The organism is Pseudomonas sp. TMW 2.1634, from assembly GCF_001703595.1.
In the GTDB taxonomy this organism is placed as follows: domain Bacteria; phylum Pseudomonadota; class Gammaproteobacteria; order Pseudomonadales; family Pseudomonadaceae; genus Aquipseudomonas; species Aquipseudomonas fragi.
On the sequence record NZ_CP016849.1, the window covers coordinates 2,828,304 to 2,851,475 of the forward strand.

Genomic DNA, 23,172 nt, shown 5'->3' on the forward strand with positions numbered 1-23,172 from the left:
AGGCGTTCGCTCGATTCACAGCACCGATGGTAAACTTAGATTCGAGATGTGGCGGCACAACTACAAAGAAAAATGGAGCTTATTTTGAAATTTTCCCATCGTAACGAATTCGACCCGAATCGCCCATCAGGTCCAATAGTGAATGAAGCACCTATATGGCTAAGACATTATTTCTTTGCAAGCGTATTGTCGAATTTTATCTATAATGAATCAAACACAGTCAGAGTTAACATAAATCACTTCCCGCTAGGCATAAAAAAACTAAATGCACGACTTTGCTTAGAGTTAAACCGCGAGCTTGATGATTTTGATTGTGACTCTGCATCACGCATAGATGGACTAAGGTATACAATTAAAAATTGTGAGTGGTATCAATTTTATGACTTCATCGAAATAATTGGTGAGGAAATTAAAAAGATAGACTTAAGAGACGATGGCTTTACATTTGACCTAGAACCAATATTTCCAGCCAAAACACCGTTCTTCAATTCATACCAAAAAGAAGTAAACAACTTATTTACAAAACACAACGTCGAATGGCATTTGAACCATCATAGCGAATTAGAAACAGCTTTACCAAAAGCACTGGCAGAAAGAATTAATAACACTGAAAAAAGCCTCGATAAATTCGAAGCCGCACGGGACCACTATAGAAAAGCTAAACGCTATGCATTAGGAACGCATAAAGATAGCGAAAACTCTATCAAAGAATCAATAAGCGCCCTCGAAAGTGTAGGAAAGGTACTATACCCAAAAACTGCAACACTTGGCGATGTACTCAAACACATGAAAAGAGACGAAAGCATTCCAAAAATGCTAGTTGATGTTATTCAACGGTTCTATGACTATGCAAATTCAGAACCCGGCGTGAGGCATGGAGGTTCGAAAAAACCTAACTCAGATGAATTAGATGCAGAATTGGCATTACATTTGGGCGCAGCCTTTATCAGATATGTCATCAAAACGAAAAGCCAGTCTAACTAGTGAAAACATCAGGAGGGTTGTTGCCCCATTTCAACCAGCATTTTTATTTGCTTATTAGTAACAACAAATCCCCCATGAAATAATTGAACCTCTTTGTTTTTGAAGCGGCGTATAGCAATACCTACTTCTTTGACGAACGTAAGACTTACGTCAGACCTAATTCTTACGTCATAGCCTTCAACGCACATAATCGTCTCATCTAAGCAATTTATAAAAATATCGCCCTTGCACTGAAAGCCATAGTCGTTAGCGATTTGTGCGAGAGAGAAAAGTAGTGGAGCAAAAAATACTGCATAGTCTTCATCAGACTTGAATTTGATTATTTTCATAAAATATATTTTGGTTATGAGTTCAATTATACCAAACCACACAGCAAAAAATGCTCATAAAGAAAAATTAATCAATAAAAATCTCTCTTCAATTTTCATACACCAAATATAATAAAAATATTTAGCACGAGACATTTCAAATAAATCATTAAAAATATTTCAAACTAACTTTTCAGCATTAATAAAAAGCTGAGATATGTTAAATTTATATGGCATAAATATTCATCTTTATGCGCTCGCTAAAAATCCACATAAACTGATACCAGAAACCAGAAACCAGAAACCAGAAACCAGAAATATGATGCAGAAAATATGGCCATAGGCTATCTTGATTAGCTATACAACAACCCCAAAAACTGAAGCGACCAATATGACTGAATTCCAAGCTCCTTTTTATTCTAGCCCCTCAGAAAAAATTGAAAAACAATATGTCGCTGGAGTTATCGCTATGCAAGAAGGTGACTTTAACGCCGCAAGCAGAAATTGGGAGAACGCTGCCAGAGGTGGACATGTATCAGCATTATTCAATCTTTCGCTTCTATGGGGGGGAGGAAGCGTATCACCGTACGACTTCGACCTCGCCGCAGATTGTTGGTACAAAGCTGCAGAGGGAGGTCATCCTCGGGCTAAGGACATGTTGTGGCAGTTAGAAGCAGCTGATCGAGGCGGGTTTGGAGCAGATAATCTTGCGAAATTCGCAGAGGAATCAAACTCTGGAAATACTCTGATTCCCTCAATAATGATTTGCGCTGCTCGTTTCTATGAAGTGCTCTGTAGAAAATATGGGGCAACGGCTGATGTGATTGCATATGAATTAGATGCAGCCGCTTGCAGTGATTACGATTTTGTTCACTCATTTATCGAACGTACAGGCATTGATAAAAACTTTTATTTGGGAGGATTAAATCGTTTAAAATCCGGATCGGCTGCTGACCAAATCACTGACGGACTCAATAAGCTCCACATCGCAATGAGAAGCTCTGGCGTCAGCGAAGAACTGGCTGTAATGGCTCGCTGTTCTATAGTAGGACATGTAATCTCTAAGTCGCCATTTGATGAAAGAGCACAACCTTTACGCGGACTAGATAAATTCTTCAAATGAGATACGAACTGAATGCAAAAATGCTAATTAAATCAGATTTTAATTTTGCGCTTCTAAATACTTCAAACTTAATTTAGCAACTAAAAATTATTAATAATTTATCTGCAAGGATGGACAACTATAATAGAGCTGCCCATCCAGCAGACAAAGAGTCTTGCACCCAAAAAAGGCTTAGACTAACTGAGAACCTAAAAGGAAAAATGAACTCGCGCACAAAATACCACGCTATTACAATACGAATTAGGCTAAACAAAAACAGAGCCGAGGCTCTGAGTTCGCAACTATACACTTGCATGACATATGTGTGAGAAACCCTTTAATGAAACCCACATTACAAGCATAACATTTAAAAAACAAAAACAACTCAATAAGGCAATTAAAAATCAGATGCCATGCGAACCGTAAAAAACCTTTCTGAACTCTTTCTTTTCTTTGTCATTCAACTGAACGAGCAATAACGCATAATTTGCAGATTCAGCCTTAGTAGGCTCTACGAAAACTGGCTTGCCATCCAGCGTCATATCGTATTCGCCATGCTCGTTCAGATAGTTACTATAATATGCGTAAGCATATTTTAGCGCAGAATCAATTTTCTCTAAATTCATCCCTCCAAAATCTTTGACGTGCTTTTGGACTTCTCTATTGAAAATATTCAAAGCAGCATACGCTTCACTATTTTTTACCACTCCCTTCAAATCTATTTCTTCATACATGCTAAACTCTAATAATTTGGTTATTAAGCGAATTATATCATTTCAATATAGCCAAATTTACCATTAAAGAATTTAGGCAAAAATAAACCAGCTCATGCTGGATTATTTCCCTCCTCTTTTTGCAGCTCATCCCACGTTGGCAGCTTTCTTAAACTCTTCAAGAATGGTCGAAGCTTCTTCATTTCTAATTGAGCTTTTTCGTAATTCTGATTAATCGTGATTGGCACCCGCTCATCAGCTTCCTTTTTGGCCTTTATCCTCGCATCTTCTTTATCCTTTTCATACTGCTCCTGTTTTAATCTCGACTCATAAGCAATTCTCTCTAATTTTGTCATCATTCTTCTATCCTCTCATTTTTGTTAATTAATGCATCAGACACTTCGTTGAGTAAATTCAAACTCGTTGAATTCAGCGAAACCCAAAATCCTTTTTTCCACAGAGGATACGGAGCAAACTCTATCGTTATTCGTTTGAGTTTTTTCGACACATAAACAATCGACTCACGACCAACCTGACCATTAAATTTCACTTTAAGCCTCATCCCTTGCATTACTTCTTCTACATCAAAAATACCTTTTTCATTCAAAGCCTTTATTTCTTCTTTAGCGTTCATTAAATTCATAGTTGTTTATTTCAACATATTATAGCATTTCGAGAATGGTATAATGATGTTAAACAAACAACTTACACATGAATCACATAACACTTAAACAAATACTGGCAACGACTTTATTCGCAGTATTGCTTTTATTTTCGCTTTCTTCTTTCGCAGACAACGGGGTCACGACATTCCCCGTAGCTGACCTGCCGCCATTAGTAACCTCCGGTGGGTCTGGAAGCTCAATAAACACTGAAGTTTCAAGCGACGCTCAAGCGTATCGAGAAAAACTCGTTGCTGTATCAATTCTTGTTGGGCAAGCACTTTCAATTTTTCTTGGCATGATTTTGCTTGTTATGGCTTGTACTCGTGCAGCAGCATATTCAGAACAAAGCAGCTCAAACAAAAAAATAACCATACCAAGCATTGTGATGTTATTCGTTTGCGGAGTAATGCTCGTTTCGTACACATCAACTTTAGGAACCTTAATTACTACAATTTCAGGCGAAAAAGGCGACGGTGTTTGTTACGTGGTTGAAAGCAGTACAGACGTAAAGATTAAATCTCAAAGTAGCTGCTGGACAAATGCAACGAGTGAAATATCAGGTTCACTAGACAAAACTATTTCAAGCAAGTTCGGAAATTCTGAGGCAACAGAAGCATTTCAAAACAACATGAAAGTGATAGTGGGATTATTTCAGGCAATAGGATTTTTCTTCTTCATCAGCAGCATCATGTCGTTAAAAGCAGTTAACGACGGTTCAGCAAGGCAAGGATATGCAAAACCAGTCATTATTCTCATTGCATCGGCTCTAATAATCGACCTGCCCCATACCGCCTCGATGATTATGGAAACGGCAAAATTGGCCGGAGTGAATCTCTGAAACACAGACCAAAAAAAAGCCCCATAAAGGGGTTTTCTTTTTACACAGATTATTTGAAATACTTTCGTTCGAAACCTTCCCACAGAATATCCTTGGCTTGCTGCTTCGCGTCGAAAACCTCTTGCTTGCGAGCATTGGCTTGTTCTCGAACCACATTCAGTGCATCAATAGTCGCATTCACGCCATCCAGATTGTTATCCGAAAGCATGACGCCCAGTGCATCACTGAGGCTGCACGCATCTTCCATCGATTCTATATATCCCAAGCCAGCTTTGTAGCTCTCCTTCATGCACGCACGTAGACGCTCACTGTCTTTCGTAGACACGAAGTCGGGCTTGTTGCCACGATTGAGACTGCCTAAGCGATGCTGCCTGAGCATATCGAGCGCTATTGATAGCTGCGTTGGTTCAGGCGTTTTGACAGGCGCGTAGACAGGGATAATGTCGTCATGGGCGAAGGTGTCTGGCTCGCTGAAAGGAACGTCCTCAAAGTGAGCAGGAAGAACAATGTCTTCGCTAGGCATAAAGGACTCATGCTCTGATTCTCCTTCGATGCAGGCCGGGACTGTGATGTCGTCTGACTCGCAAGACACAACACCTTCATCAGTCGCATTAGTAGGTGTGGATAGGTCAGACAAAGCTTCCACAAACGTCTCAACAGGTGTGGATAAGTCAGACAATGCTTCTACAAACGTCTCAGCGTCATCTATTTCAAAAGCTCCTTCAGCTAATGCTTCAATAATCTGCTGTTCCTGAACGACATGCTCAGCTTCGTCTTCCTCTTCTTCACCAGCTTCTACCCCGGCAAAAAACCCATCCAAATCTGACGCAGGCTGATTTAGTGCCTCAACCACTTCATCCAAATCTTGGGCTTCTTGGGCTTGCTGGGATTCGTGAGGAAGCACAATCGCATCAGTTACTGGCGTGTCATGATGAATCTCTGGCAGTGCTCCTTTTGCTTCTAAACGCTGAAACTGGGAAGCAAAGTTTGCAGGGTAAAAATTCTTGGATTCAGAGGGAACAGAGCTAATCAGATTTGATAGTGAGTCAATTACTTTATTAGTGCTGTCAGTGACGACCGATTTGTTAGTTTCTCGCGTGTAATTGTCGAAATTGAATGTCAGATTATTCGACTCATCTTCTTTCTCATTGAAATTTAACGCAGGCATACCATTTATATTTTGTTCATTCATATGTTTTACAAGGTTTGTTTCTAATAATTGTAACATTTGTAAATGGTATAATAGACTTAAACCAAATTAAATCATAATGTCCAGCATTTACAACACTTTAGAAGAGCCTAATTTAGACATTAAGCTACCCAACTTCGTCGTTTCAATACCTCGAAAATGCAATCGCATCACTCAAACATTCATCAAGAATTATGCAAAGACATTAAAGTGCGACCCAAGAAACATTCTGATTTTTGAAAGATATTCAGATACAACAATATCTGAGTATGAATTCATCAGTTGTCACTACCTTTGCAATGAAAATATCGACACTCATTTGGACAGGTTAGAAATAGGTTACAGAGTAAGCACGAAGGGGCACAGCCAATGGAGATTCAAGCGGAATATAGAGAAGGACAAAAACCTTTCAGATGGAGAGAAGTATTTTTCAGAATCATTCTGTCAATTATTCGAGAGGGCCGTTGACGTAACTAATGGGCACGAACATCTATCACGAAAAAACACCGAGTTTAAGCCCGATAACAGATACGACACGCTTTATAAAAAGCCTTTGCAAGCGCCTGCAATCATTTACTCTACTGACTTATGCATAAAGCTGAAACACCTCACAGACCAGCTCATCAACCCTGTCATCGAGATTGCAGACGAGGCTGGTTTTCCGTTCAACACATTAAAAACGGGGCTAATTACAACCAAGAAGCCACACGTCCTTGTAAAAATCAGGGAAGAAAAAAGCGATGATGTTATTTATTTAGCGATACTTAATTCGCAGAATTTAGCCATCAGCGGCATTGTACAAAGCAAGCACTCGCCAGAATGGAATAACTTTTTCATGATAATCAACGCCGAAAACGAAGATTATCAAAATGAAATGGTATAATTAGCATAATAATAATCACGAACTAAAATGACAACACTAAAAGAACATATTAACTCTTACAAAACAAACGCAAAGGACTTTACTGAAAAGCACACATTCCAAATAATTGCGAATATGACTATCTTCTTTGTAATGATTCAAAATGTGGCTATTACGGTTAGCGGTTTGGTAAGCGTGGCAATATCAATGGTTATAGCAAATGCACTCTTTTACTTTTCGCATAGATATGACACAGAAAGCCTTGTCAAAATATCCTTCATTTCTTTCTGCGCATTACTTTGTACAAGCCAGTTTTTACAGCACGCTTACAGCTTTTCATTCATAGATTGGTTAGTAACCTTGACAGAATTCAGCAAACAAGCGCCTTTGGCTTTACTTGGAATTCTCGCTTACATAGCACTGCCAATTGGCCTCGGAATTGGTATAACAAAAAAACTTAGCAAGACAACTAAAGAGGAGTAATTCATGAGCAATACCAAAGACATAAAAAACCTTATAACTGATGATTTTGACATAGATTCATTAGATTTAGGATTTAATGACTCGATAGGAAATCAACTAGATACATCTTTCGAAAGCTCACCATACAAGAATATGAATCAAAAAACCTATGAGGGTAAACAAAATGTCTTGATGGATTATTTACGCTTCTACAACGAAGACCTTTGCATAACAATCAACAACAAATACGCCTTTATGCCGCTCGAGCAAAACATGTCAATGTCAGTTTTCGATGAGGGCTTGAAATCGCTTATACATGGTAAGAGCAGAACGCCAAGAGAAATATTCGATTTAAAAATTAAACTCATGGAGTTTTTAAGAAACAAAGACGATAGATACAGCTTGTTTAGTCGCACGCTTTTAGAGCCGGAAGAGCAAAACCTGTTTTTTGACAAAAACTTATACGAACTAGACCAGAAATATTTCGGCCTTGGCATTTCCAGAAAGAAATTTAGCGTAATGCAGCCGTTTCAAATAATAGAACTATTGCATGGAAAAAATCTAAAAAAACATCATTTAAGCGAAATGTTCGATGAACTCAGATGCGACAGAATTAGCCAGCACTACCCTTCAGCAAAGCCTGACACCCCAAAATCATAAAAGCCCTTCACTGGGCTTCTTTTTTGAACGTGTTGGACGTGTCGCGTGTGTACAGGTCATCGAAAAGGACCGGCTTGTCCTTCTGCAGCGTCTTGTCTAAGAAGCTTTTAAGACTGCCTTCACTCCCCTGTACAAGGTGCGAACCTCTCAAACCTTCCAGTTTTGCGAGCGCGCTCGTAAGTCTTGGATAGTCACGAAAGAAATCAGTCAAATCCTTCATCAAGAAACGACTCAGAAGCCCTGTATAGGCTGACTTCATCGCTACTAGCCCTTCCGCCTTGGATTCGTCTGCAATGCCCTCCACGGCTTCAAGCACCGCCTTGGAAATCACAACCAAAAGACTCGCCCCTTCCACGTACTCACCAGACTCATCAACCTGACCCTGCGCCTCATCCAACAAAACTGACAAACAGAACTGTCCTTCATCAGTAGCGCTGATTCGAAATTCATCAGCTAAATTGACCAGTAGATTTTTCAGTAGCTGTGCTTGAAGCAGAGCAACGTCCCTTATGGCATAGCCTTCACCAGACGACACAAGCCACTCCCGCCCGATGGGCGAGTGAAGGGATGACCTCTCAACAAGGATAGGCAAGTCGAGCGTAGCTTTGGAACAGCATTTCAAGAGCCTTACGTTGATAGTTTTGAGGAAAGCATCTGTCAAGACACTCTCATCAACCACCTTTTCAGCCTTACCGTTTTTGCGAAACAAACTCAGGAGATTCATTTAAGCTTCTCCAAATTACTCTTCACTTTCGATTCAGGCTCGAAGGTTTTCGCTGTTTCCATATCGTAAGGAAATGTACCCTTTTCATAAGCACTCTTGTCCTTTAATAATTTCATACCTGTACCAACCGTTGAAACTGCGATTTGAGCGTACTCTTCTTTTTCACCAAAGCGTTTTGCATGGATATTTCTATTATCAGCAGTGAATCCAATCTCAATCCCTTCGACTTTTTTGGCTTCAACCAGCTCTTTAAACTCAACGTAACTATCGCTTTTTGATACCAGCTCTTTCAACACGCTTTTGAGGTTTCCAGCCTCCTCCAACTGATTTTGACGATTATGATAAAGACCCACACCTTCTTTCATTTCAAGACCGTTTTCCAACTTATCCAGAGGAAAAGTTAAAACGTGGATATTTCCATCTTCAACTGGTCTGATATGCGAAACAGAAACCAACTCTCCATTTTTGCTGAAATTAATTTCAAAATTACGTTTTGCAAAGTTATCAGCTTGTTGCAGCAATTTGAACATTGCACCACCGCTATTCTGCATCGCTAGGAACAATTCTCCTTGAAGCGTTTTTGTATAGTCTTTCGTCACAACTGGTTTTAAGACAAGTCCATCCGTTTTTTTCACTTCATCAGAAGTAACAATGGCAGGCTTCTCATCAACCTTATCCGCAACCACAGGCTTTTCAGGTTCGAATTTATCAATTGTACCAAACGGCTCAATCTTAGTGATTTTGTTCGGCTCAGGCTTACCTGACTCACCAACCTCTACACCACCAATTTCAACTGGCTTTACTTGCTTAAATTCTTCCTTCTGCTTTAAAGCATATTCATCCATTAAATGCGCCCATTTCTTGCTTCTGATTTTGATGCGCTTCAATGGCACTTCATGTTCAAGCAATGTCTCAATCGCAATTCTCAATATTGCTTCTTGTTTGGAATTTGGAATTGATGGGTCATCCTCTTTAACGAACGGATATGCCGTTTTGTTATTCTTAGCAAATTGCCCAGCAGAAATTTTCATCATGGCTTGAAATTGGGTTTCATCTGCATTGGTATACTTGAAATCACCAGAGCTTTTCACAGTGAATATTTCATTACCAGCCGTATCTGTTATTTTGAAATTTTCATACATCAATGACCTTTTATAAGAGTAGTCATGCTCCTCACAGAATTTCTTAATTTTCTCTTGAAACTCTAACTCAGCATGTTCAATTTCTCTCGCAGACAGTTGAGGTTCAGACTTGCTGGACACAGCATGTACACCTGACTTGTATTTATTCGAATCAAGCTGACCGTATTCCTCATTAATATTTTCAGCTTGCATACCATTAAGCTTCTCTTTGTCATCAGAGGGGTTGTTATAAAAATCATCATCAGTTAAGAAGTCTACCTGATGCGTGTAAACTTCTTTCAATTTGTTCATGACACTTATTAGTGATTCTTTAATAGCCATTTTTAAGTACAGTAGTTATGTCCATATTTTACCATTTTTAGTAATTCATATTTTCACCAAAAATATCTCAATTGAAGTTACCAGCGTTTTTTGCTATATTAACCGACTCTTTCAAACACCCAATGCGAATCTAAATGACAAACTCTATTTCTGACAATATAGAAAGCCTTCCAGCGAAAGAACTGTACGAAGCCTCTATCAGTCGTTCAGAGCACGCTCCACAATCTAAAATTGTCAGTGAGTTTGTTCTTGATGCGTTAGTGAACAGCTCGGGCGAAAGCGCTCAAATTCGTGAGTTGCGTGCATCTATTCGCAAAGCGATTGACGAAGCAAATGACGATAAAGCTCACGACCTGATGAGCGAGCTGAAGAAAATAAAAGATGCAGAACAAGACAATGCTTCTGCCTTGGCTGAAATCAGCTCTAAATTCTCCATCGCTCAGATTTTGTCCAGTTTCCGCACTGACCCAGCCTTTGAAGAAATCGTGTACGGATTGGCGTTGAAAGTCCTGAATCAGACAGACAAAGCTCTGAAAGAACCAGCGAGCAAAACCAAAACCCCGCGTGTAAAGAAAGAAGCTGAAATCTTCGTCATCACAAAGGACAGCGGCGAGTCAGCCATTCTGGCTATGCGGATGGGTCGAGGCGCTACCATCCTAAGTCAGGATGCGGAAGCCTTTGCCTTGCTAGGCTTTGCTATCGAGAAAGACGAGGATGGTAAAGAAGTGTTATCCCCATCTACCTTCACAGACAAGACTGGTGCAGAGCACGCCGCTTCACGTAAAGCTATTGTCACAGCAATCGAAAGCCAAATCGCATTTGAAGGCTACACAATCGCTGCTCAACAGTGATTTGATGCGAATCATAAAGCCCCTTCACTGGGGCTTTTTATTGCCTCGATTTTGTAAACAATCTGTAATGTCACATAATTTTGTTGACAACATCGTGATGGCACATTAGCTTCACATTCAAGCAATTGAACATTATTAATTTCAAGAAGGATTTTCGAAAATGGCTAACACTCATAAAGACCAAACCACAGCCAAGCACAGCTTTGAAGAAGCTCAGGCCGCTGATTCGCATGCAGAACAAGCTAAGAACCTTGGCACAGCCATTTTTAAGAAAATCACTTCGTTGAGCGACAACAATGCTCTTGCTGAAATTCACGCCAAAATTGCAGCAGCCGCAAACCAAGGTGACGACGCCTTGCTCGAAAAGCTTTTTGCTAAATTGAGTCAAGCCAAGCTGGACCAGAAAAATATCGCGGACCAGTACAAGGGTATTCGTGGCAACAACTCCTTCCAGACCATTCTTCAAGCGTACAGCGAAGAGTTTCGTGATCTGGCTTACAGCATCGCAACAGAAGTAATCAAAGGCACTAACGTCGCGCTGAAAGAGGCTAGAACTCGTAGGTCTTCGACCGCAGCAACCAAGCGTGAAAAATCCCCTGCCGTTACTTACACAGTAACGAACCCGGATGGTAAGACAGCAGATGTGACTATGCGCAGCGGCCGTGCAGGTGCTGACCTGACCCAAGACAAAGAGTTTTTTGAGCTGCTAGGCTTCAAAATCGAAACAGACGAAGCTGGCAAAGAGCATACGAATCCTACACATTTCAAGCTCAGCAATGGCAAAGAAGTAGAAGCCAAACGAGCTGCTATCGTGAAAGCAATCAAAGAAACAACTGCTTTCGAAGGATTCACCATCGCTCCGAAATAACCCCAAAACTTAAAAGCCCCTTCATTGGGGCTTTTTTGTGCCTGAGTGTTTTATATCTGAGTATGCTCCCGGAATATTACCGTAAGCAAAAAATAGGCTTATTCGAAATGGTATAATTAGGAGTATGAAACCACCAGAGACATTATGAGTAACAAACCCGGCTACAACGATAGACACGCTCGCGCCATGCAAGCCGCTGCAATATCTGCGATTGCAAGAGCAGAACGAGCGCAATTGAAAATAGATTCATTGAAATACATTGCTGATATTGAAAGCTTAGATATGACGTTTGAGCTAGCCAAGCGTTTAGCAAAGGGACTCTTCCCAACAGGATTGAGTCACAGGTTCCTTTCTGAGCATTTCTCAACCACAGGCAGAAGCCCGGCCAGCAGAACCGCTGATTTATCGCGTGTGGGTGAGCTGGTTATGAAATACAAAGGCATTGAGCTTCCTCTTCATACCGGGAGCAACCTCAACGAAATCCCCACCTGATCAAATATTGACCAATTCCCCGTTGCTGGAGTGTCGCCGTTCGGCTACACTCGACATATGAACACACTCATCAGAACTCACGAATTTGACGCATGGCTGAAAGGTCTTAAAGACGTACAGGCACGTCTGAGAATCATCAGCCGTATCATGTCAGCACAGGAAGGGAATTTCGGAGACTGTGAGCCGGTAGGAGAAGGCATTTCAGAGATGCGGATCTTCGTCGGACCCGGCTACCGCGTCTACTACACAAGGCGCGGTGAAGTGGTCTATCTGCTACTGTGTGGAGGCAACAAGTCATCACAGAAACGTGACATTAAGCTTGCGAAGTCTATCCTCGATGAGATCGAGCAAGGAGATAGAAAATGAGAGAACTCAAAGTCTTTGAAGCATCTGACTACCTGAACAACGAGGGCGAGATTGCTCAATTTTTGACCATTTCGTTGGAAGACCCAAACCCTGACGTTTTCCTTCGTGCGCTGCAAGAAGTCGCCAAGGCGCGTGGAATGAGTCAGCTTGCGAAGGATGCAGGTATCAACCGCGAAAGTCTCTATAAGGCGCTGGCACCGGGCGCAAAACCCCGCTATGACACGGTATTGAAGTTGGTGAATGCTTTGGGTGTGAAATTGACTGCCCAGCACGTATAACAAAGGAGCCAAAAGGCTCCTTTTTGTTTACTGATTAACGAAATTTTCCCGCCTCATCTTTTGTCTTTGAAAGGTGAAATGCAATATTGCCTGCAATCACAGTTCCGAATGAATCAGTCTTTACTTTATTAATCCAAAACTCATAATCGTCAAAGCCGTCAAATGGCTTGACACTAAAATAGCCACCGACTAATCCATCGTGTGAAATGTTGAGCTTTCTCTTACCTGCACGAATCACATACCCTAACGAAGTATCTTTGAATGTGTGCTTATGGTAAGCAGCAATGGTTTGGACCATTTCACTTATTTCATGCTTTAGACTAGATGTTGGTGTCATTGAAATCGTGTAATTAACTGAATTGCTCAACGGATTGGAATTATTTGCATTCAAATTCTTCATAATTTTAGTATTTATTTCTTCTATTTTACCATTTCGTCATTCTTATTCAGGCGATAAAAAACAATCTAAGCTGCCTTTCACTTACTCGCAGATGCTGGCACGCCCTGCTGCTCTGTTCAGGGACGGTTTGCCAAAATATGAATAATGTCTTTGTCAGCTTTTAACGGGAATGTAAATAGGAGATTTCGATGAGCTTTGATGAGAAGTGGAATCATCGCAAACGACTTCATAAATGATTTTTAGCCTCGCCTCGCCTAAAGTAGTGGTTAGTCGCCCCGCCGCACTGTCATCAAAAACTTGATTTAGCTTGCTCCTCGCTGTCCAAAAATCTGTGACAGTCGTATCGGCACCAGTGCCTTTGAGTTCAGCTCGAAACATTTCATATCCTGTGTAAGCACCGAACCCATTCTTGGCGTTGAGTTCTCCGCATATGTGCTGTTGATGCCAGTCTAGCTTCAGGTCTTTAAACAATACTGCATCAGGGTCTTTGTACCTTGCGGCAATGCTCTTTTTTGCAGCATTCGCTACCGTGAACAATCGATTCTCTTCTGAGTCTTGACATCCCGCGAGTATCAGCAGGCAAGCAGTGATAGTAATAACCGTTTTCATTGCCGCGCCTCGGTACGATTTAGTTATGGAATGTTACCGCATGGAGTGGCCGACTGCTATCACCTAACTATAGAGGTGTTAATTACGACTAATAGTCATCATCAGAATAATCTAAAAAAAACCGCTAATCAGGCGGTCATTTCAAAGGTTAGGTTAAATATTCACTAGATCAGCAAAGGTTTTTTATCTACTGAAAAACAAAAAGAGCCTATGGCTCTCTTGTGACATTCATTATGGTTTTACATTTTCAGTTTCGGTTTTGAGGTTTGCTTGTCTTCGACCTTCAAATCAACCTTACTCTTAATTTCGAGCAAAGAGTCAGAGACATACTCACCAGCAATTTTTAAACCAGAAACCAAATCTTGGGCACGGATAGAGCCACCGTGAAACGCTGGAATTGAAACGTCAAAACCTTTTCCAATTGGCTCATGGTGAATACTGCTCACCCTTAACAGCACATCGCTAGCAGCGTTTTTTATCAATTTTTCAGAATTCAACTTAAGAACCGAAGATGCATCAGACGCATCAATCTTAATATTACCATTTGAGATATGATTCTTTATCTCTCTTAACTCAGGACTGTGATTTATCAAGTCAGAAACCTGCTTTGCAACTAAAATATTCTCGACATTAACATTGTTAGGTATAGCAGACTCATCAACACCAGCGTTTTTCAATATTTCAACTTTGTTATTAGAGAATCTTTGAAAAGATGTTTCGTCTAATTGTGCAGCTCCGCCTCTGGCTTTCAAAACGGCCTGCTCATTATTGAAATTCAACGAATCAACGACTGACTCTACTATAATGTCATTTAAATTTTCCTTCGTAAATTTTGTACTCATTTTCTTTTACCTTTTGTGGTGAACACACAATTGCATTCATTGAGATTATTATACCATTTTAAAAAATCGGATTTTGCACTTTAAAATACTGCCAACTAAGGCACTTCGATACTGAACACATTAAGCATTAAACGTCCAGCCTCAACTGACTTCGACTTAGAAAAGTTTCGAGTTTGCTTAAGGATAACGTTGTACATAATCAAATCACTATCAATCGCATCAGGATTATTTTTAATCGGCCTTAAAAATACTCTGCGATTAGTGAGCATGAAATAAATTGCCATGTGAGAAAGAAGTCCATAAGTTCGAATGGCATGACGCATAACACTAGCGTCAGTATTGATTAAAGATTTATTATATTTTGCTTCCACATTAGCAAATCGAGACAATGCTTTGTTGCAAACATCCTTCAAGAACTTTTCATGCTCATCAGACAATGAGCGGGATTCTATAAGCGCTATCTCCCGTCTTCTCACGCCATCAATATTCGCTTCCGAGGCATCAAAGCCCATTCTTACCTTTCCCATACAATCACCATTAAAAATTATCTGTCTCAGCAGAATTACTGAAACAGCAAATCAAAACCAACCTATGCACCATTACTAGTTAATTTAAATTAACAAAAAACTTATCCAGCCTTGTGCAATCATCTTAAAAACATCAGAATGGGTAATATTGCTTATTCATCCATTCATAAGAAAAATCGTAATCCTCATCTTCAACTCTGACTTTGAATCTGTCTCCAAACATAGTAATTGTCATTTTCTCAACATCAACTGCAGCCACATCAGAAAGCTCAAGCTCCCAACCTGTACACCCATGTTTTACAGAGCAGAATTGAAGTTTAGTTGTAAAATATATAGATCCATCTTCGAAACTTTCTCGATCTTCAATACCCCACAACTCTTCACACTCATAATTATCTTGAAACAGAAATACTCTTTTATCACCTTCCCCTGTCTCGTTATAAAGCTGACAAACCTTTGCCCAAAACTCATTAAACTCATTGATTGATACGTTCATAAATACACTCCGATTTTTGGCTTTCGCCTGTTAAGTTGTTGCGGTACTACATTTGGTATTCAACCAGCTTTGTGTAAAACATGCAGGTATTCCGTTACGGTTTCACCGCCTTCAGCATTCTTTTGCCCTTTCTTAGAACTGAACCTTTTATGTTCCATTTCATGAACTGAATATTTGCCATTTGCTGACATAATGTCGCCTACCAACTCAGACGGCATGAGGCTTTCGTTCGAATAGCTCATAACAAGAAATTCAAAATTTGCAGATTCAACAAGCGTCCTGAATTCGTCTTCTACTTTCTTTTTGCTAGACCACGGAGATCCAACCCTTCCAACTCGCTTGCCCGTGATTCCGGCAATTTCAGGTTTGTCGTTCTGCGCAATGGTGTTCAGCAGATGGTAATCACCGCTGTACTGGCGCTGGTTGTACGGAGGGTCGAGATACAAAATATCACCCGACACAGCCTTCACAAGGTCATTTGCATCGCCTAAATACACATCATTATCTGCCACGGAATCTTTGAGCTGAAAGCCCTTAAAAACAATAGGCTTAATTGATGAACCCTTGAATTCCTTCAAATAAGCCGTGTACAAACCAGTGGTATTCGATACCTTGTCAGCCCCTTCAAGAACAGAGCAAAGACAGTAATAAAACTGTTGTTCAGTCAGTTCTTTTTCGTTATACAAACGATAGACAAGTGATATACCGGCATCGATTTTCTTTGCGTTATCGTTTGTAAAGTACGTTCGGCCACCATCCTCGCTGTAATTCTGATAAATAAACCCTTGCTCACCATCCATGCAATAATTCATGTAATCCAAAATCGGCTTACATTCATATGCTGTTGAAGAATCGTTATTAAGCAAATTACACAAAGTAGCGTAACTATAATATTCAAGATCATTTGCTACGACCTTAAATCTATCTTTAAAGTGATTCGCCACTTTCCCCGATCCTGAAAACAGATCACAGAAAACAATCTCATCAGCGGGTTTGTTGATTTTAAATTGACACTCAGTAACAACAGTATCGATAAAGCCAAGCAGTTTTGTTTTAGACCCGAGATAATTCATGAAACACGAAGCTGTGCTACAACACCGGCTAATCCAATGAAGAGAAATAGACTTTAACTATTTTGGTATGCATTGCAGTATTCTTTAAAACTGCGGTTAGAAATGTGAAAGCATTTCAGATAATGCACGTAGGTGTTACTAATTGCGCATCAGTTTAATTCTTCTTAAACCGAGGATATAACTGATTCAAACCGATTACCGGAAGGGTCTTGCTCACATGAATCAGAAGGGGTAGTACTCCCGATTAGAACGTTCATGACCAAAATTATAATCTTCATATTCCACTCTGAATTTATATCTCGTACCGCCATCAACCGTAAGAATCATTTTTTCAGAATCGACACTAACTATTTCAGATAAACCATATTCCCAACATGTACAACCGTGATCATAGGAACACCATTGCAATTTTGTAACAAAGCTCAGCCCTACATCTTCGTCAATATCCCAATTATCAATACTCACAATTTCTTCGGCGTGATAATTGTCTTGAAAAATGAATAAACTTTTTTCCCTTGTAGATTCGTCGTACATCTGACACACCTTCGCCCAAAATTCGTTTACTTTCTTAATTTTCTTATTCATGGTATTACTCTCCGATTTAAGGCTTTCGCCTGTTAATATGTTGCAATATTACTTTTCACTCAACCAACCTTGTGAAGTACATGAAGATATTCCGTCACAGTATTTCCACCAACAGAATTTTCATTCCCCGCCTTGGATTTGAAGCGCTGGTGTTCCATTTTTCGAACAGTGTATTTTCCAAACGAACCCATCACATCCCTGATCAACTCAACAGGCATAATACTTTCGTTCGAATAGCTCATAATGAGGAATTCAAAATTTGCAGACTCAATCAGTGTTCTAAATTCAGCTTCAACATTTCGCTTGCTTGACCAACCTGAAATATTGCGTCCTTCCGGGCGCCCAGTAATCCCGTAAACTTGAGGTTGCTCATTCTTTGCCATCGTGTTCAACAAGTGATAAGCATTGCTGTACTGCGTTGCAGTGTACGGAGGATCGAGATAAAGAATGTCTCCGCTCGCTTCCTTTAAAAGCGCGTTAGCGTCTCCTAAATACACTTCATTGTTCGCCACGGGTTCAGTCAAATCAAAGCCTTTGAAGACGATTGGCTTTAAAGCACTTGTGGTAAATTTTTTGAGGTAAGCTAAGTACATTCCGGTCGTATTGCTCACTTTATCCGCCGCCTCCAACACTGAGCAAAGACAATAGTAAAACTGCTGGTCATTCAACTGCTTGTTTTCATACATCTCATATACCAAAGAAATCCCAGCATCAATCAACATGGCATTTTCATTTGTGAAGTACATCCGACCACCAGCCTCACTGTAATTCTGATAAATAAATCCTTGCATACCATCCATACAATAATTCATGTATTCTAAAATCGGCTTACATTCATATGCTGTTGAAGAATCGTTATTAAGCAGATTACACAAAGTAGCGTAACTATAATATTCAAGATCATTTGCTACGACCTTAAATCGATCCTTAAAGTGATTTGCTACCTTTCCAGATCCAGAAAATAAATCACAAAAAACGATCTGGTCAGACGGCTTATTGATTTTCGACTGGCATTCACTCACAACCGAATCTATAAATCCCAAAAGCTTTGTTTTCGAACCAATATATTTAATACTCAAAAAACACACGAAGCTGTGCTACAACACCGGCTAATCCAATGATGAGAAATAGACTTTAACTATTTTGGTATGCATTGCAGTATTGTTTAAAACTGCTTTTAGAAATGTGAAAGCATTTCAGTTAATGCATGTAAGTGTAACAATTACAGGCTAGTGTTATTTAGCCTTTTTGAATCTAGGGTTCAGATCACTAATGCCAGTTAGATTGAAAAGCCTTCTAATATATTGCCCACCACCAAGAGCAACCCTTGCTCATTGAGATTTGGGCTTTTCAAATATCCCGAAAGACGACAAGCGCATTTCTCAGTGCGTGGTTAAGCGAGTACTGCAGACTAATTAACGATTAGACATTCAGCGATTGTTTCATCAAGGGCTTTAATCGCATATTTCCGAATTTCTTTTTTCGACATAAACTTGAACATCCTCACCATCTCGTTGTATATAAATACCAGCTCATCACCTTCTACATGAGGTATAGATTTGAGTATTTTATGACGATCAGTAAGAGAGAAATACAGAAAACAAGCATATACATTAAAAGACTTCGCAATTGCCGCATGAATTAGATCTTCTGATTTCGAAAATTCCTCATCAGCCACAATATCTATTTCATTGAGCAAATCAACAATCGCATGATGCAGTGTTGACTGCAAAAATGATTTCACTTCAGGGGAATAAGTAAAGCTATCAATTACGTCATATTCTTTACGTACTGCTTTAATAATTTCTAGACCATTCATATTTTCCTATTCTCGTATAAGGAGGCTTTCGCCTGTTAAGTTGTTGCGGTAAAACTTTATTTCCGAAACTCAGTTGTTTCGACGAGGCAAAAGATATCTATTTCCGTTTTATCTGTCAAGGGCACAGAAAAACAGAAAATACAACCCTTTGAAAAGAAAATGCCAAAAAAAGGTATTTTAAAATCTATTAAAATCTTCAATTTAAATTTTCAATTTTCTTCAAAAAGCTGACAAGCCTTTAGATTAGAGGCTTGCAGACTTGCTGGTCATATTTTAATCAAAGGAAAAAGAGAAAGAAGAAGGACACTGGAAATATTAAAGGCTCATATCCTATAACATAACGATCTTAAGATTTGTATTTTGATAACTATTTAATCCTACAATATAGGAAAATAATTGTAATAAACCTGACTTTTAGTAAAATTTGTGATCGGGAATGACTTGAACCATCATGAATTTCTCAGCTTGGCTTGAAAGTCAGCTCACCTTTCCGCCATTTTACGACCTTGGAGATCGCCTTTTTGAGCACAGTGGTCATCCCTGCTTCGATTGGCGCATGAGCACCGAACACCATCACAACCTTCTGCCCTTCCCTGTACACAAGCCCTTTTCCTTCTGGAACCATAACCGTGGCTGTGTCGTTGGTTCCGTATATATCCAACGCGACCGAGCGGAAGCGGATCTCAAGGATTCCTCCGTCGCGTGAAGGCTTCACAGAAGCTTTGAAGTCATCAAGCTTGATAGTCAGAGCTTGCTTGTCGTCTACGACCAGATTCGTCTCTTTGTCGAGCTGGACCACGTACACGCCTTCCGCTGTCTGTTCACACATATAGATAGAAGGAAATGCGGTCAGGAGCTTCACAATGTCATTTTTGAAGTCGCCCAACGTGAAAAGGGCAATCGGATCGAGGTGATTCATAGAAGGGATTGACTCAGCAATACGGGTTAGAGGTTTTGTGAGACTGATTGTACGTTGCTCCTACCCGCCTCACCTACTAATACGCACCACAAGGCAAAAGCCCGTTCAGACGCTACGCACGCACCATCAACCCAATCCCCTTCACTCCATTTCAGAGAAATGGGGAGTGGTCTTTCTCGCGCATTGCAGCCTTCGTCTTGTGTCAAAAAGCAGTAAGGTCAAATGGTATAATAGATTGAAACTACTGCATCTTAAATGAAACGTTTAGCGCCTCTATTCCTTTTCCTTCTTGTCATTTTTTCCGGTACAGCTTTCGCATCTGCTGAAAATTGCGGCATGAGTGCTGACGGCAAAACCTTAAAATCATTCGACTCTGAAATCTGCCCCCAAAATATTACTCAAAAAATCAGAACTGCATTTTTTGGAGAGTCGATTTACACATCAATCTTGGAGAACAAAAATAACGATTCGAGCTATGAAGAGATTCAAGCTGATTCAACTCAATCACAGAAAGACTTTAATACTCGTACCATTGAATCTTTTAGCACAATGAAAATCTTGATTTTTGGTGTAGTCTTAATCTTTCTAATTGTAATAATATTCAACTCAGTTATCACATTGACAAAAGCAATTTTTGGCAAAGAGTTCTCAACGGACGAGAGCAACAACCCTCCTCGCTATAATTTCTTTGTAGCTGTTGGCGTAATGGGTTTGGGCGCATTCAGTTTCATACCGGGCTTTTTCGGACACAACGGAAGTCTTTCAGTCAGCGATTATTTCAACCTTGCAGCAGGGCAAGGTGCATTGCAGCTCGAAAACATGGTCATATCTACATATCTAAGCAACCAGCTCTCAGGCGGCTTGGAAGTGCCCACAGTTGGTGAATCAGTAGCAGAAGCGAACAAAAGAAAAGAGAACAGCAATGTCTATTATTCAGCAAAAGCAACAATCGCAGGGTTTGTATCAACATCATTAGTTATTTCTTCATCGAGTGCGTTCAACAATTCAATCGAAAACCTACACAACCACACAACTGATTGGAGAGTAAGAGACAAGACAGTGGACGTGTGGAAACCAAACAACAATGACGGCATTGATTTCGAGCACCGTTTTGTAGAAGACCCAAACCAAACGATGTGGTCAGCAGACCCTATTACCTATGCGCAAAACCCTGAATCTATGGGGGAAAACCTTCCTTATTTAAAGGCCGTTGGGTACAACCAGAACTACCGTGATTACGCTGTTAAAGACAATCTTTACAATAAAGCTGAATTACTCAAAGTAGCAATCAAGGAGGCTTATTTTAAAGACAGTGAAGCTGGATTCAAAGAAGTAGCAAATACTGCAGTTTCTCATTTCTTCAAAGACGCTCAGGCCAACATCCTCAAAACTGAATTTTTAAACATGATGGCAAAGTCTGATGAAATTGCTTTGCAGAGAATAAATTACACTTGCTCATTAGAAGAAAGTCACAGAATAGAAGCGAAGAATTTCATTGGTGCCCACACAGGCGCAGGCTCAGCAGGAGCTGGCTCATCTGAATGTGTATCAGCAGATTGGAAAGTCATGGGTACAGAAGCATCTGAGGTTTACGCAGCGAAAGTCAAAGAACTCACAATCGCGTTAATTGATGAATATTATAATATACGACTAGCTATAAATGCTCAGTTGCAACAAGCAATGTACTCAACTGACATTGTGAATCGAGTTAAAGAAACAAGACAAAAAGCGGCATTGAACTTTTTCTGGACTCATCCTAGTCTTACAAATGACTTGAATTTCACTCAGTCAGCACAAAGTCAATTCAACATCACATCGCCAATCCAGACAATTCAAACGAAAGCGATGGGTACATTTGTTGACGATGATTGGGCAAAATCGCATGGGTATCCAGAGGCTACATTGATGATTGGAGAAGATTTCAGAGACTTGAAAATCGACACACAAGACAAAGGCACCCCTACTCTAAAAGACTCAAAAGCTATCATGCAAAGCCTTTATAGCGAAAACGCAACAGCGTCTGGACAAAATGCTGAGTTCATGCAAGCAACAGGCTTATCACTTGCAAATCCGCAAATAAAATTTGATGAGTGTCGTGCATCAACGATTTATCCAATCACTTGTGTACAGAAATATGGGCAACAAATCAGTGAAACTATGATTGATATTGCAGAAGTAGCTATTGCGATGAAGCTCATTGGTTACGGAGCTACGCATTTCGGTGATAAGAAAAAACAGAAACTAATGAGTGAGCAAGCAAAAGCAGACGAAAAAGCTGGCGTGTCTAAATCAAAGCTTTCTAAGAAAGCCAAAGCCAAAAGGAACCAACCGAACTTCCTTCAAAAAGTCGGCTCATTCATGTCTACCTTTGCCAACTTTTTCCTCAAAGCTTCGTTGTTTGGATACATCTTTGCACTGGTTTTGAAATTCTTAATGACAACGCTAATGATTGGACCATTCTATGTGCTTTACGTGCTCAACATGTTCTATTCTTTGCTTGTGTTTTTAACCTCGGCATTCGCACTGCTAGCATTTTTACGCTTCAACGACATGAACAATCTAAAACTGCTCGCAAAAACGGTTTGGTCTTTCTTCTTATCCAACCTTTTCTTCGGTCCTTTAATCCTTGTGTTCTACATAGCGAATTGGGAAATAGCTGCAATACTCGACAGAAATCTATCAACCATTATTGCATCAGGATTCAGTTCAGCGATTGGCTCAGATACAAGCACTATAATACAGCACTTAATTACGCTTTTTGTTTCATTCGTTTGCTTCATGGCAATCAATATTGGCTGCCTAAGATATTCATTGATAGCAATGAATACGGTATTAGAAATTGTAGGGCTTGACATGCCTTATATTAAATACGCTCAAGAATTCATCAGCAGAATGATATTTGTGACAAACATAATCACATTCTCAATGTTTCATTGGTTAGACGTGCTAATCACTACTCAAGCAAGACGCGCATTTAAAAGAAAACCTAATTTCCTGAGCCGCTTTGGCAAGGGAGGAAGAGGCTAAAAATAGAAGGCCGAAATGGTATAATAATCGTAGACTAATTCACTTACACA

At 40.0% G+C, this 23,172-nt stretch carries 29 protein-coding genes; 12 read left to right on the top strand and 17 right to left on the bottom strand.

Translation table 11 applies throughout. The features are described from left to right. Positions 1–84 precede the first annotated feature (84 nt). Positions 85–984 (top strand): AbiJ-NTD4 domain-containing protein, encoded by a 900-nt coding sequence (locus BFC21_RS27270; protein ID WP_162939339.1) that lies wholly within the window; start codon positions 85–87, stop codon positions 982–984. An 8-nt stretch (positions 985–992) separates the two neighbouring features. Here the strand turns inward: BFC21_RS27270 and BFC21_RS13440 are convergent, their stop codons facing one another. After that, positions 993–1,313, bottom strand: a complete 321-nt coding sequence (locus BFC21_RS13440; protein ID WP_162939340.1) for a hypothetical protein — start codon at positions 1,311–1,313, stop codon at positions 993–995. A gap of 370 nt (positions 1,314–1,683) precedes the next feature. Between BFC21_RS13440 and BFC21_RS27275 the strand changes: the two genes are divergently transcribed. After that, positions 1,684–2,415 (top strand): hypothetical protein, encoded by a 732-nt coding sequence (locus BFC21_RS27275; protein ID WP_162939341.1) that lies wholly within the window; start codon positions 1,684–1,686, stop codon positions 2,413–2,415. Positions 2,416–2,798: 383 nt separating this feature from the next. On the opposite strand, the gene BFC21_RS13450 is transcribed toward BFC21_RS27275, so the two are convergent. From BFC21_RS13450 to BFC21_RS13460, 3 genes are all read right to left on the bottom strand, one after another. Beyond that, a complete protein-coding gene (locus BFC21_RS13450; RefSeq protein ID WP_120266239.1) occupies positions 2,799–3,128 on the bottom strand; it encodes a hypothetical protein in 330 nt (109 codons plus the stop codon). Positions 3,129–3,220: 92 nt separating this feature from the next. Then, the gene (locus BFC21_RS13455; RefSeq protein WP_120266240.1) at positions 3,221–3,466 is read right to left on the bottom strand and encodes a hypothetical protein; all 246 of its coding nucleotides are present in this window, start codon (positions 3,464–3,466) and stop codon (positions 3,221–3,223) included. Beyond that, entirely contained in the window at positions 3,463–3,741 is a 279-nt protein-coding gene (locus BFC21_RS13460) for a hypothetical protein (RefSeq protein WP_162939342.1), read from the bottom strand. The genes BFC21_RS13455 and BFC21_RS13460 overlap by 4 nt, the downstream gene beginning before the upstream one ends. Positions 3,742–3,818: 77 nt before the next feature. On the opposite strand from BFC21_RS13460, the gene BFC21_RS27280 reads away from it, so the two are divergent. Continuing rightward, the gene (locus BFC21_RS27280) at positions 3,819–4,610 is read left to right on the top strand and encodes a hypothetical protein (RefSeq protein WP_162939343.1); all 792 of its coding nucleotides are present in this window, start codon (positions 3,819–3,821) and stop codon (positions 4,608–4,610) included. Between the two features lie 49 nt (positions 4,611–4,659). On the opposite strand, the gene BFC21_RS13470 is transcribed toward BFC21_RS27280, so the two are convergent. Beyond that, positions 4,660–5,802: a hypothetical protein gene (locus BFC21_RS13470; RefSeq protein ID WP_162939344.1), complete on the bottom strand. Its 1,143-nt coding sequence runs from the start codon at positions 5,800–5,802 to the stop codon at positions 4,660–4,662. A 76-nt stretch (positions 5,803–5,878) separates the two neighbouring features. On the opposite strand from BFC21_RS13470, the gene BFC21_RS13475 reads away from it, so the two are divergent. The 3 genes from BFC21_RS13475 to BFC21_RS13485 are packed head-to-tail and all read left to right on the top strand — an operon-like array spanning position 5,879 to position 7,783. Next, positions 5,879–6,682: a hypothetical protein gene (locus BFC21_RS13475; protein WP_162939345.1), complete on the top strand. Its 804-nt coding sequence runs from the start codon at positions 5,879–5,881 to the stop codon at positions 6,680–6,682. 27 nt (positions 6,683–6,709) lie between these two features. Then, positions 6,710–7,144 carry a hypothetical protein gene (locus BFC21_RS13480; RefSeq protein WP_120266245.1) on the top strand — a complete coding sequence of 145 codons (435 nt, stop codon included), beginning with the start codon at positions 6,710–6,712 and terminating at the stop codon, positions 7,142–7,144. 3 nt (positions 7,145–7,147) lie between these two features. After that, the gene (locus BFC21_RS13485) at positions 7,148–7,783 is read left to right on the top strand and encodes a hypothetical protein (RefSeq protein WP_095035899.1); all 636 of its coding nucleotides are present in this window, start codon (positions 7,148–7,150) and stop codon (positions 7,781–7,783) included. Positions 7,784–7,790: 7 nt separating this feature from the next. Here BFC21_RS13485 and BFC21_RS13490 read toward each other — a convergent pair whose 3' ends face one another. Further along, positions 7,791–8,507, bottom strand: coding sequence for a hypothetical protein (locus BFC21_RS13490; protein ID WP_120266246.1), 717 nt, complete (start codon positions 8,505–8,507; stop codon positions 7,791–7,793). Then, positions 8,504–9,970, bottom strand: a complete 1,467-nt coding sequence (locus BFC21_RS13495; protein ID WP_162939346.1) for a hypothetical protein — start codon at positions 9,968–9,970, stop codon at positions 8,504–8,506. Before BFC21_RS13495 ends, BFC21_RS13490 begins: the two co-directional genes overlap by 4 nt. Before the next feature lie 134 nt (positions 9,971–10,104). Between BFC21_RS13495 and BFC21_RS13500 the strand changes: the two genes are divergently transcribed. From BFC21_RS13500 to BFC21_RS13520, 5 genes are all read left to right on the top strand, one after another. Further along, positions 10,105–10,821, top strand: a complete 717-nt coding sequence (locus tag BFC21_RS13500; RefSeq protein WP_120266248.1) for a hypothetical protein — start codon at positions 10,105–10,107, stop codon at positions 10,819–10,821. Positions 10,822–10,981: 160 nt separating this feature from the next. Beyond that, the gene (locus BFC21_RS13505) at positions 10,982–11,689 is read left to right on the top strand and encodes a hypothetical protein (RefSeq protein WP_120266249.1); all 708 of its coding nucleotides are present in this window, start codon (positions 10,982–10,984) and stop codon (positions 11,687–11,689) included. Positions 11,690–11,833: 144 nt separating this feature from the next. Beyond that, complete coding sequence (locus BFC21_RS13510) at positions 11,834–12,181, top strand: hypothetical protein (RefSeq protein ID WP_120266250.1); 348 nt, start codon at positions 11,834–11,836, stop codon at positions 12,179–12,181. A 57-nt stretch (positions 12,182–12,238) separates the two neighbouring features. Next, positions 12,239–12,547 carry a type II toxin-antitoxin system RelE/ParE family toxin gene (locus tag BFC21_RS13515; RefSeq protein WP_095035893.1) on the top strand — a complete coding sequence of 103 codons (309 nt, stop codon included), beginning with the start codon at positions 12,239–12,241 and terminating at the stop codon, positions 12,545–12,547. Then, positions 12,544–12,825: an addiction module antidote protein gene (locus BFC21_RS13520; protein WP_120266251.1), complete on the top strand. Its 282-nt coding sequence runs from the start codon at positions 12,544–12,546 to the stop codon at positions 12,823–12,825. Before BFC21_RS13515 ends, BFC21_RS13520 begins: the two co-directional genes overlap by 4 nt. A 34-nt stretch (positions 12,826–12,859) precedes the next feature. Here the strand turns inward: BFC21_RS13520 and BFC21_RS13525 are convergent, their stop codons facing one another. The 10 genes from BFC21_RS13525 to BFC21_RS13565 all read right to left on the bottom strand — a co-directional run bounded on the left by BFC21_RS13525 (position 12,860) and on the right by BFC21_RS13565 (position 20,095). Next, positions 12,860–13,225, bottom strand: a complete 366-nt coding sequence (locus BFC21_RS13525; RefSeq protein WP_153404189.1) for a hypothetical protein — start codon at positions 13,223–13,225, stop codon at positions 12,860–12,862. Between the two features lie 153 nt (positions 13,226–13,378). Further along, the gene (locus BFC21_RS13530) at positions 13,379–13,834 is read right to left on the bottom strand and encodes a hypothetical protein (RefSeq protein WP_120266253.1); all 456 of its coding nucleotides are present in this window, start codon (positions 13,832–13,834) and stop codon (positions 13,379–13,381) included. Positions 13,835–14,073: 239 nt separating this feature from the next. Further along, the gene (locus BFC21_RS13535; RefSeq protein ID WP_120266254.1) at positions 14,074–14,676 is read right to left on the bottom strand and encodes a hypothetical protein; all 603 of its coding nucleotides are present in this window, start codon (positions 14,674–14,676) and stop codon (positions 14,074–14,076) included. 95 nt (positions 14,677–14,771) lie between these two features. Then, a complete protein-coding gene (locus BFC21_RS13540) occupies positions 14,772–15,203 on the bottom strand; it encodes a hypothetical protein (RefSeq protein WP_095035888.1) in 432 nt (143 codons plus the stop codon). Between the two features lie 133 nt (positions 15,204–15,336). Beyond that, on the bottom strand, positions 15,337–15,699 hold the full coding sequence (locus tag BFC21_RS27285; protein ID WP_141232571.1) for a hypothetical protein: 363 nt from the start codon (positions 15,697–15,699) through the stop codon (positions 15,337–15,339). 59 nt (positions 15,700–15,758) lie between these two features. Then, a complete protein-coding gene (locus BFC21_RS13545) occupies positions 15,759–16,772 on the bottom strand; it encodes a DNA adenine methylase (protein ID WP_095035887.1) in 1,014 nt (337 codons plus the stop codon). Between the two features lie 222 nt (positions 16,773–16,994). Continuing rightward, entirely contained in the window at positions 16,995–17,357 is a 363-nt protein-coding gene (locus BFC21_RS13550; protein WP_095035886.1) for a hypothetical protein, read from the bottom strand. A 59-nt stretch (positions 17,358–17,416) separates the two neighbouring features. After that, positions 17,417–18,436: a DNA adenine methylase gene (locus BFC21_RS13555; RefSeq protein ID WP_153404196.1), complete on the bottom strand. Its 1,020-nt coding sequence runs from the start codon at positions 18,434–18,436 to the stop codon at positions 17,417–17,419. Positions 18,437–18,768: 332 nt separating this feature from the next. Further along, positions 18,769–19,176, bottom strand: coding sequence for a hypothetical protein (locus BFC21_RS13560; RefSeq protein WP_095035885.1), 408 nt, complete (start codon positions 19,174–19,176; stop codon positions 18,769–18,771). Between the two features lie 460 nt (positions 19,177–19,636). Then, positions 19,637–20,095 carry a hypothetical protein gene (locus BFC21_RS13565; RefSeq protein ID WP_120266255.1) on the bottom strand — a complete coding sequence of 153 codons (459 nt, stop codon included), beginning with the start codon at positions 20,093–20,095 and terminating at the stop codon, positions 19,637–19,639. 255 nt (positions 20,096–20,350) lie between these two features. On the opposite strand from BFC21_RS13565, the gene BFC21_RS13570 reads away from it, so the two are divergent. Beyond that, a complete protein-coding gene (locus tag BFC21_RS13570; protein WP_120266256.1) occupies positions 20,351–23,122 on the top strand; it encodes a DUF805 domain-containing protein in 2,772 nt (923 codons plus the stop codon). Positions 23,123–23,172 lie beyond the last annotated feature (50 nt).

Bases quoted from the DNA above. Each gene is read 5' to 3' on its own strand.
- BFC21_RS13440 (WP_162939340.1), bottom strand. From the start codon at position 1,313: ATGAAAATAATCAAATTCAAGTCTGATGAAGACTATGCAGTATTTTTT.
- BFC21_RS27275 (WP_162939341.1), top strand. From the start codon at position 1,684: ATGACTGAATTCCAAGCTCCTTTTTATTCTAGCCCCTCAGAAAAAATT.
- BFC21_RS13450 (WP_120266239.1), bottom strand. From the start codon at position 3,128: ATGTATGAAGAAATAGATTTGAAGGGAGTGGTAAAAAATAGTGAAGCG.
- BFC21_RS13455 (WP_120266240.1), bottom strand. From the start codon at position 3,466: ATGATGACAAAATTAGAGAGAATTGCTTATGAGTCGAGATTAAAACAG.
- BFC21_RS13460 (WP_162939342.1), bottom strand. From the start codon at position 3,741: ATGAACGCTAAAGAAGAAATAAAGGCTTTGAATGAAAAAGGTATTTTT.
- BFC21_RS27280 (WP_162939343.1), top strand. From the start codon at position 3,819: ATGAATCACATAACACTTAAACAAATACTGGCAACGACTTTATTCGCA.
- BFC21_RS13470 (WP_162939344.1), bottom strand. From the start codon at position 5,802: ATGAATGAACAAAATATAAATGGTATGCCTGCGTTAAATTTCAATGAG.
- BFC21_RS13475 (WP_162939345.1), top strand. From the start codon at position 5,879: ATGTCCAGCATTTACAACACTTTAGAAGAGCCTAATTTAGACATTAAG.
- BFC21_RS13480 (WP_120266245.1), top strand. From the start codon at position 6,710: ATGACAACACTAAAAGAACATATTAACTCTTACAAAACAAACGCAAAG.
- BFC21_RS13485 (WP_095035899.1), top strand. From the start codon at position 7,148: ATGAGCAATACCAAAGACATAAAAAACCTTATAACTGATGATTTTGAC.
- BFC21_RS13490 (WP_120266246.1), bottom strand. From the start codon at position 8,507: ATGAATCTCCTGAGTTTGTTTCGCAAAAACGGTAAGGCTGAAAAGGTG.
- BFC21_RS13495 (WP_162939346.1), bottom strand. From the start codon at position 9,970: ATGGCTATTAAAGAATCACTAATAAGTGTCATGAACAAATTGAAAGAA.
- BFC21_RS13500 (WP_120266248.1), top strand. From the start codon at position 10,105: ATGACAAACTCTATTTCTGACAATATAGAAAGCCTTCCAGCGAAAGAA.
- BFC21_RS13505 (WP_120266249.1), top strand. From the start codon at position 10,982: ATGGCTAACACTCATAAAGACCAAACCACAGCCAAGCACAGCTTTGAA.
- BFC21_RS13510 (WP_120266250.1), top strand. From the start codon at position 11,834: ATGAGTAACAAACCCGGCTACAACGATAGACACGCTCGCGCCATGCAA.
- BFC21_RS13515 (WP_095035893.1), top strand. From the start codon at position 12,239: ATGAACACACTCATCAGAACTCACGAATTTGACGCATGGCTGAAAGGT.
- BFC21_RS13520 (WP_120266251.1), top strand. From the start codon at position 12,544: ATGAGAGAACTCAAAGTCTTTGAAGCATCTGACTACCTGAACAACGAG.
- BFC21_RS13525 (WP_153404189.1), bottom strand. From the start codon at position 13,225: ATGAAGAATTTGAATGCAAATAATTCCAATCCGTTGAGCAATTCAGTT.
- BFC21_RS13530 (WP_120266253.1), bottom strand. From the start codon at position 13,834: ATGAAAACGGTTATTACTATCACTGCTTGCCTGCTGATACTCGCGGGA.
- BFC21_RS13535 (WP_120266254.1), bottom strand. From the start codon at position 14,676: ATGAGTACAAAATTTACGAAGGAAAATTTAAATGACATTATAGTAGAG.
- BFC21_RS13540 (WP_095035888.1), bottom strand. From the start codon at position 15,203: ATGGGAAAGGTAAGAATGGGCTTTGATGCCTCGGAAGCGAATATTGAT.
- BFC21_RS27285 (WP_141232571.1), bottom strand. From the start codon at position 15,699: ATGAACGTATCAATCAATGAGTTTAATGAGTTTTGGGCAAAGGTTTGT.
- BFC21_RS13545 (WP_095035887.1), bottom strand. From the start codon at position 16,772: ATGAATTATCTCGGGTCTAAAACAAAACTGCTTGGCTTTATCGATACT.
- BFC21_RS13550 (WP_095035886.1), bottom strand. From the start codon at position 17,357: ATGAATAAGAAAATTAAGAAAGTAAACGAATTTTGGGCGAAGGTGTGT.
- BFC21_RS13560 (WP_095035885.1), bottom strand. From the start codon at position 19,176: ATGAATGGTCTAGAAATTATTAAAGCAGTACGTAAAGAATATGACGTA.
- BFC21_RS13565 (WP_120266255.1), bottom strand. From the start codon at position 20,095: ATGAATCACCTCGATCCGATTGCCCTTTTCACGTTGGGCGACTTCAAA.
- BFC21_RS13570 (WP_120266256.1), top strand. From the start codon at position 20,351: ATGAAACGTTTAGCGCCTCTATTCCTTTTCCTTCTTGTCATTTTTTCC.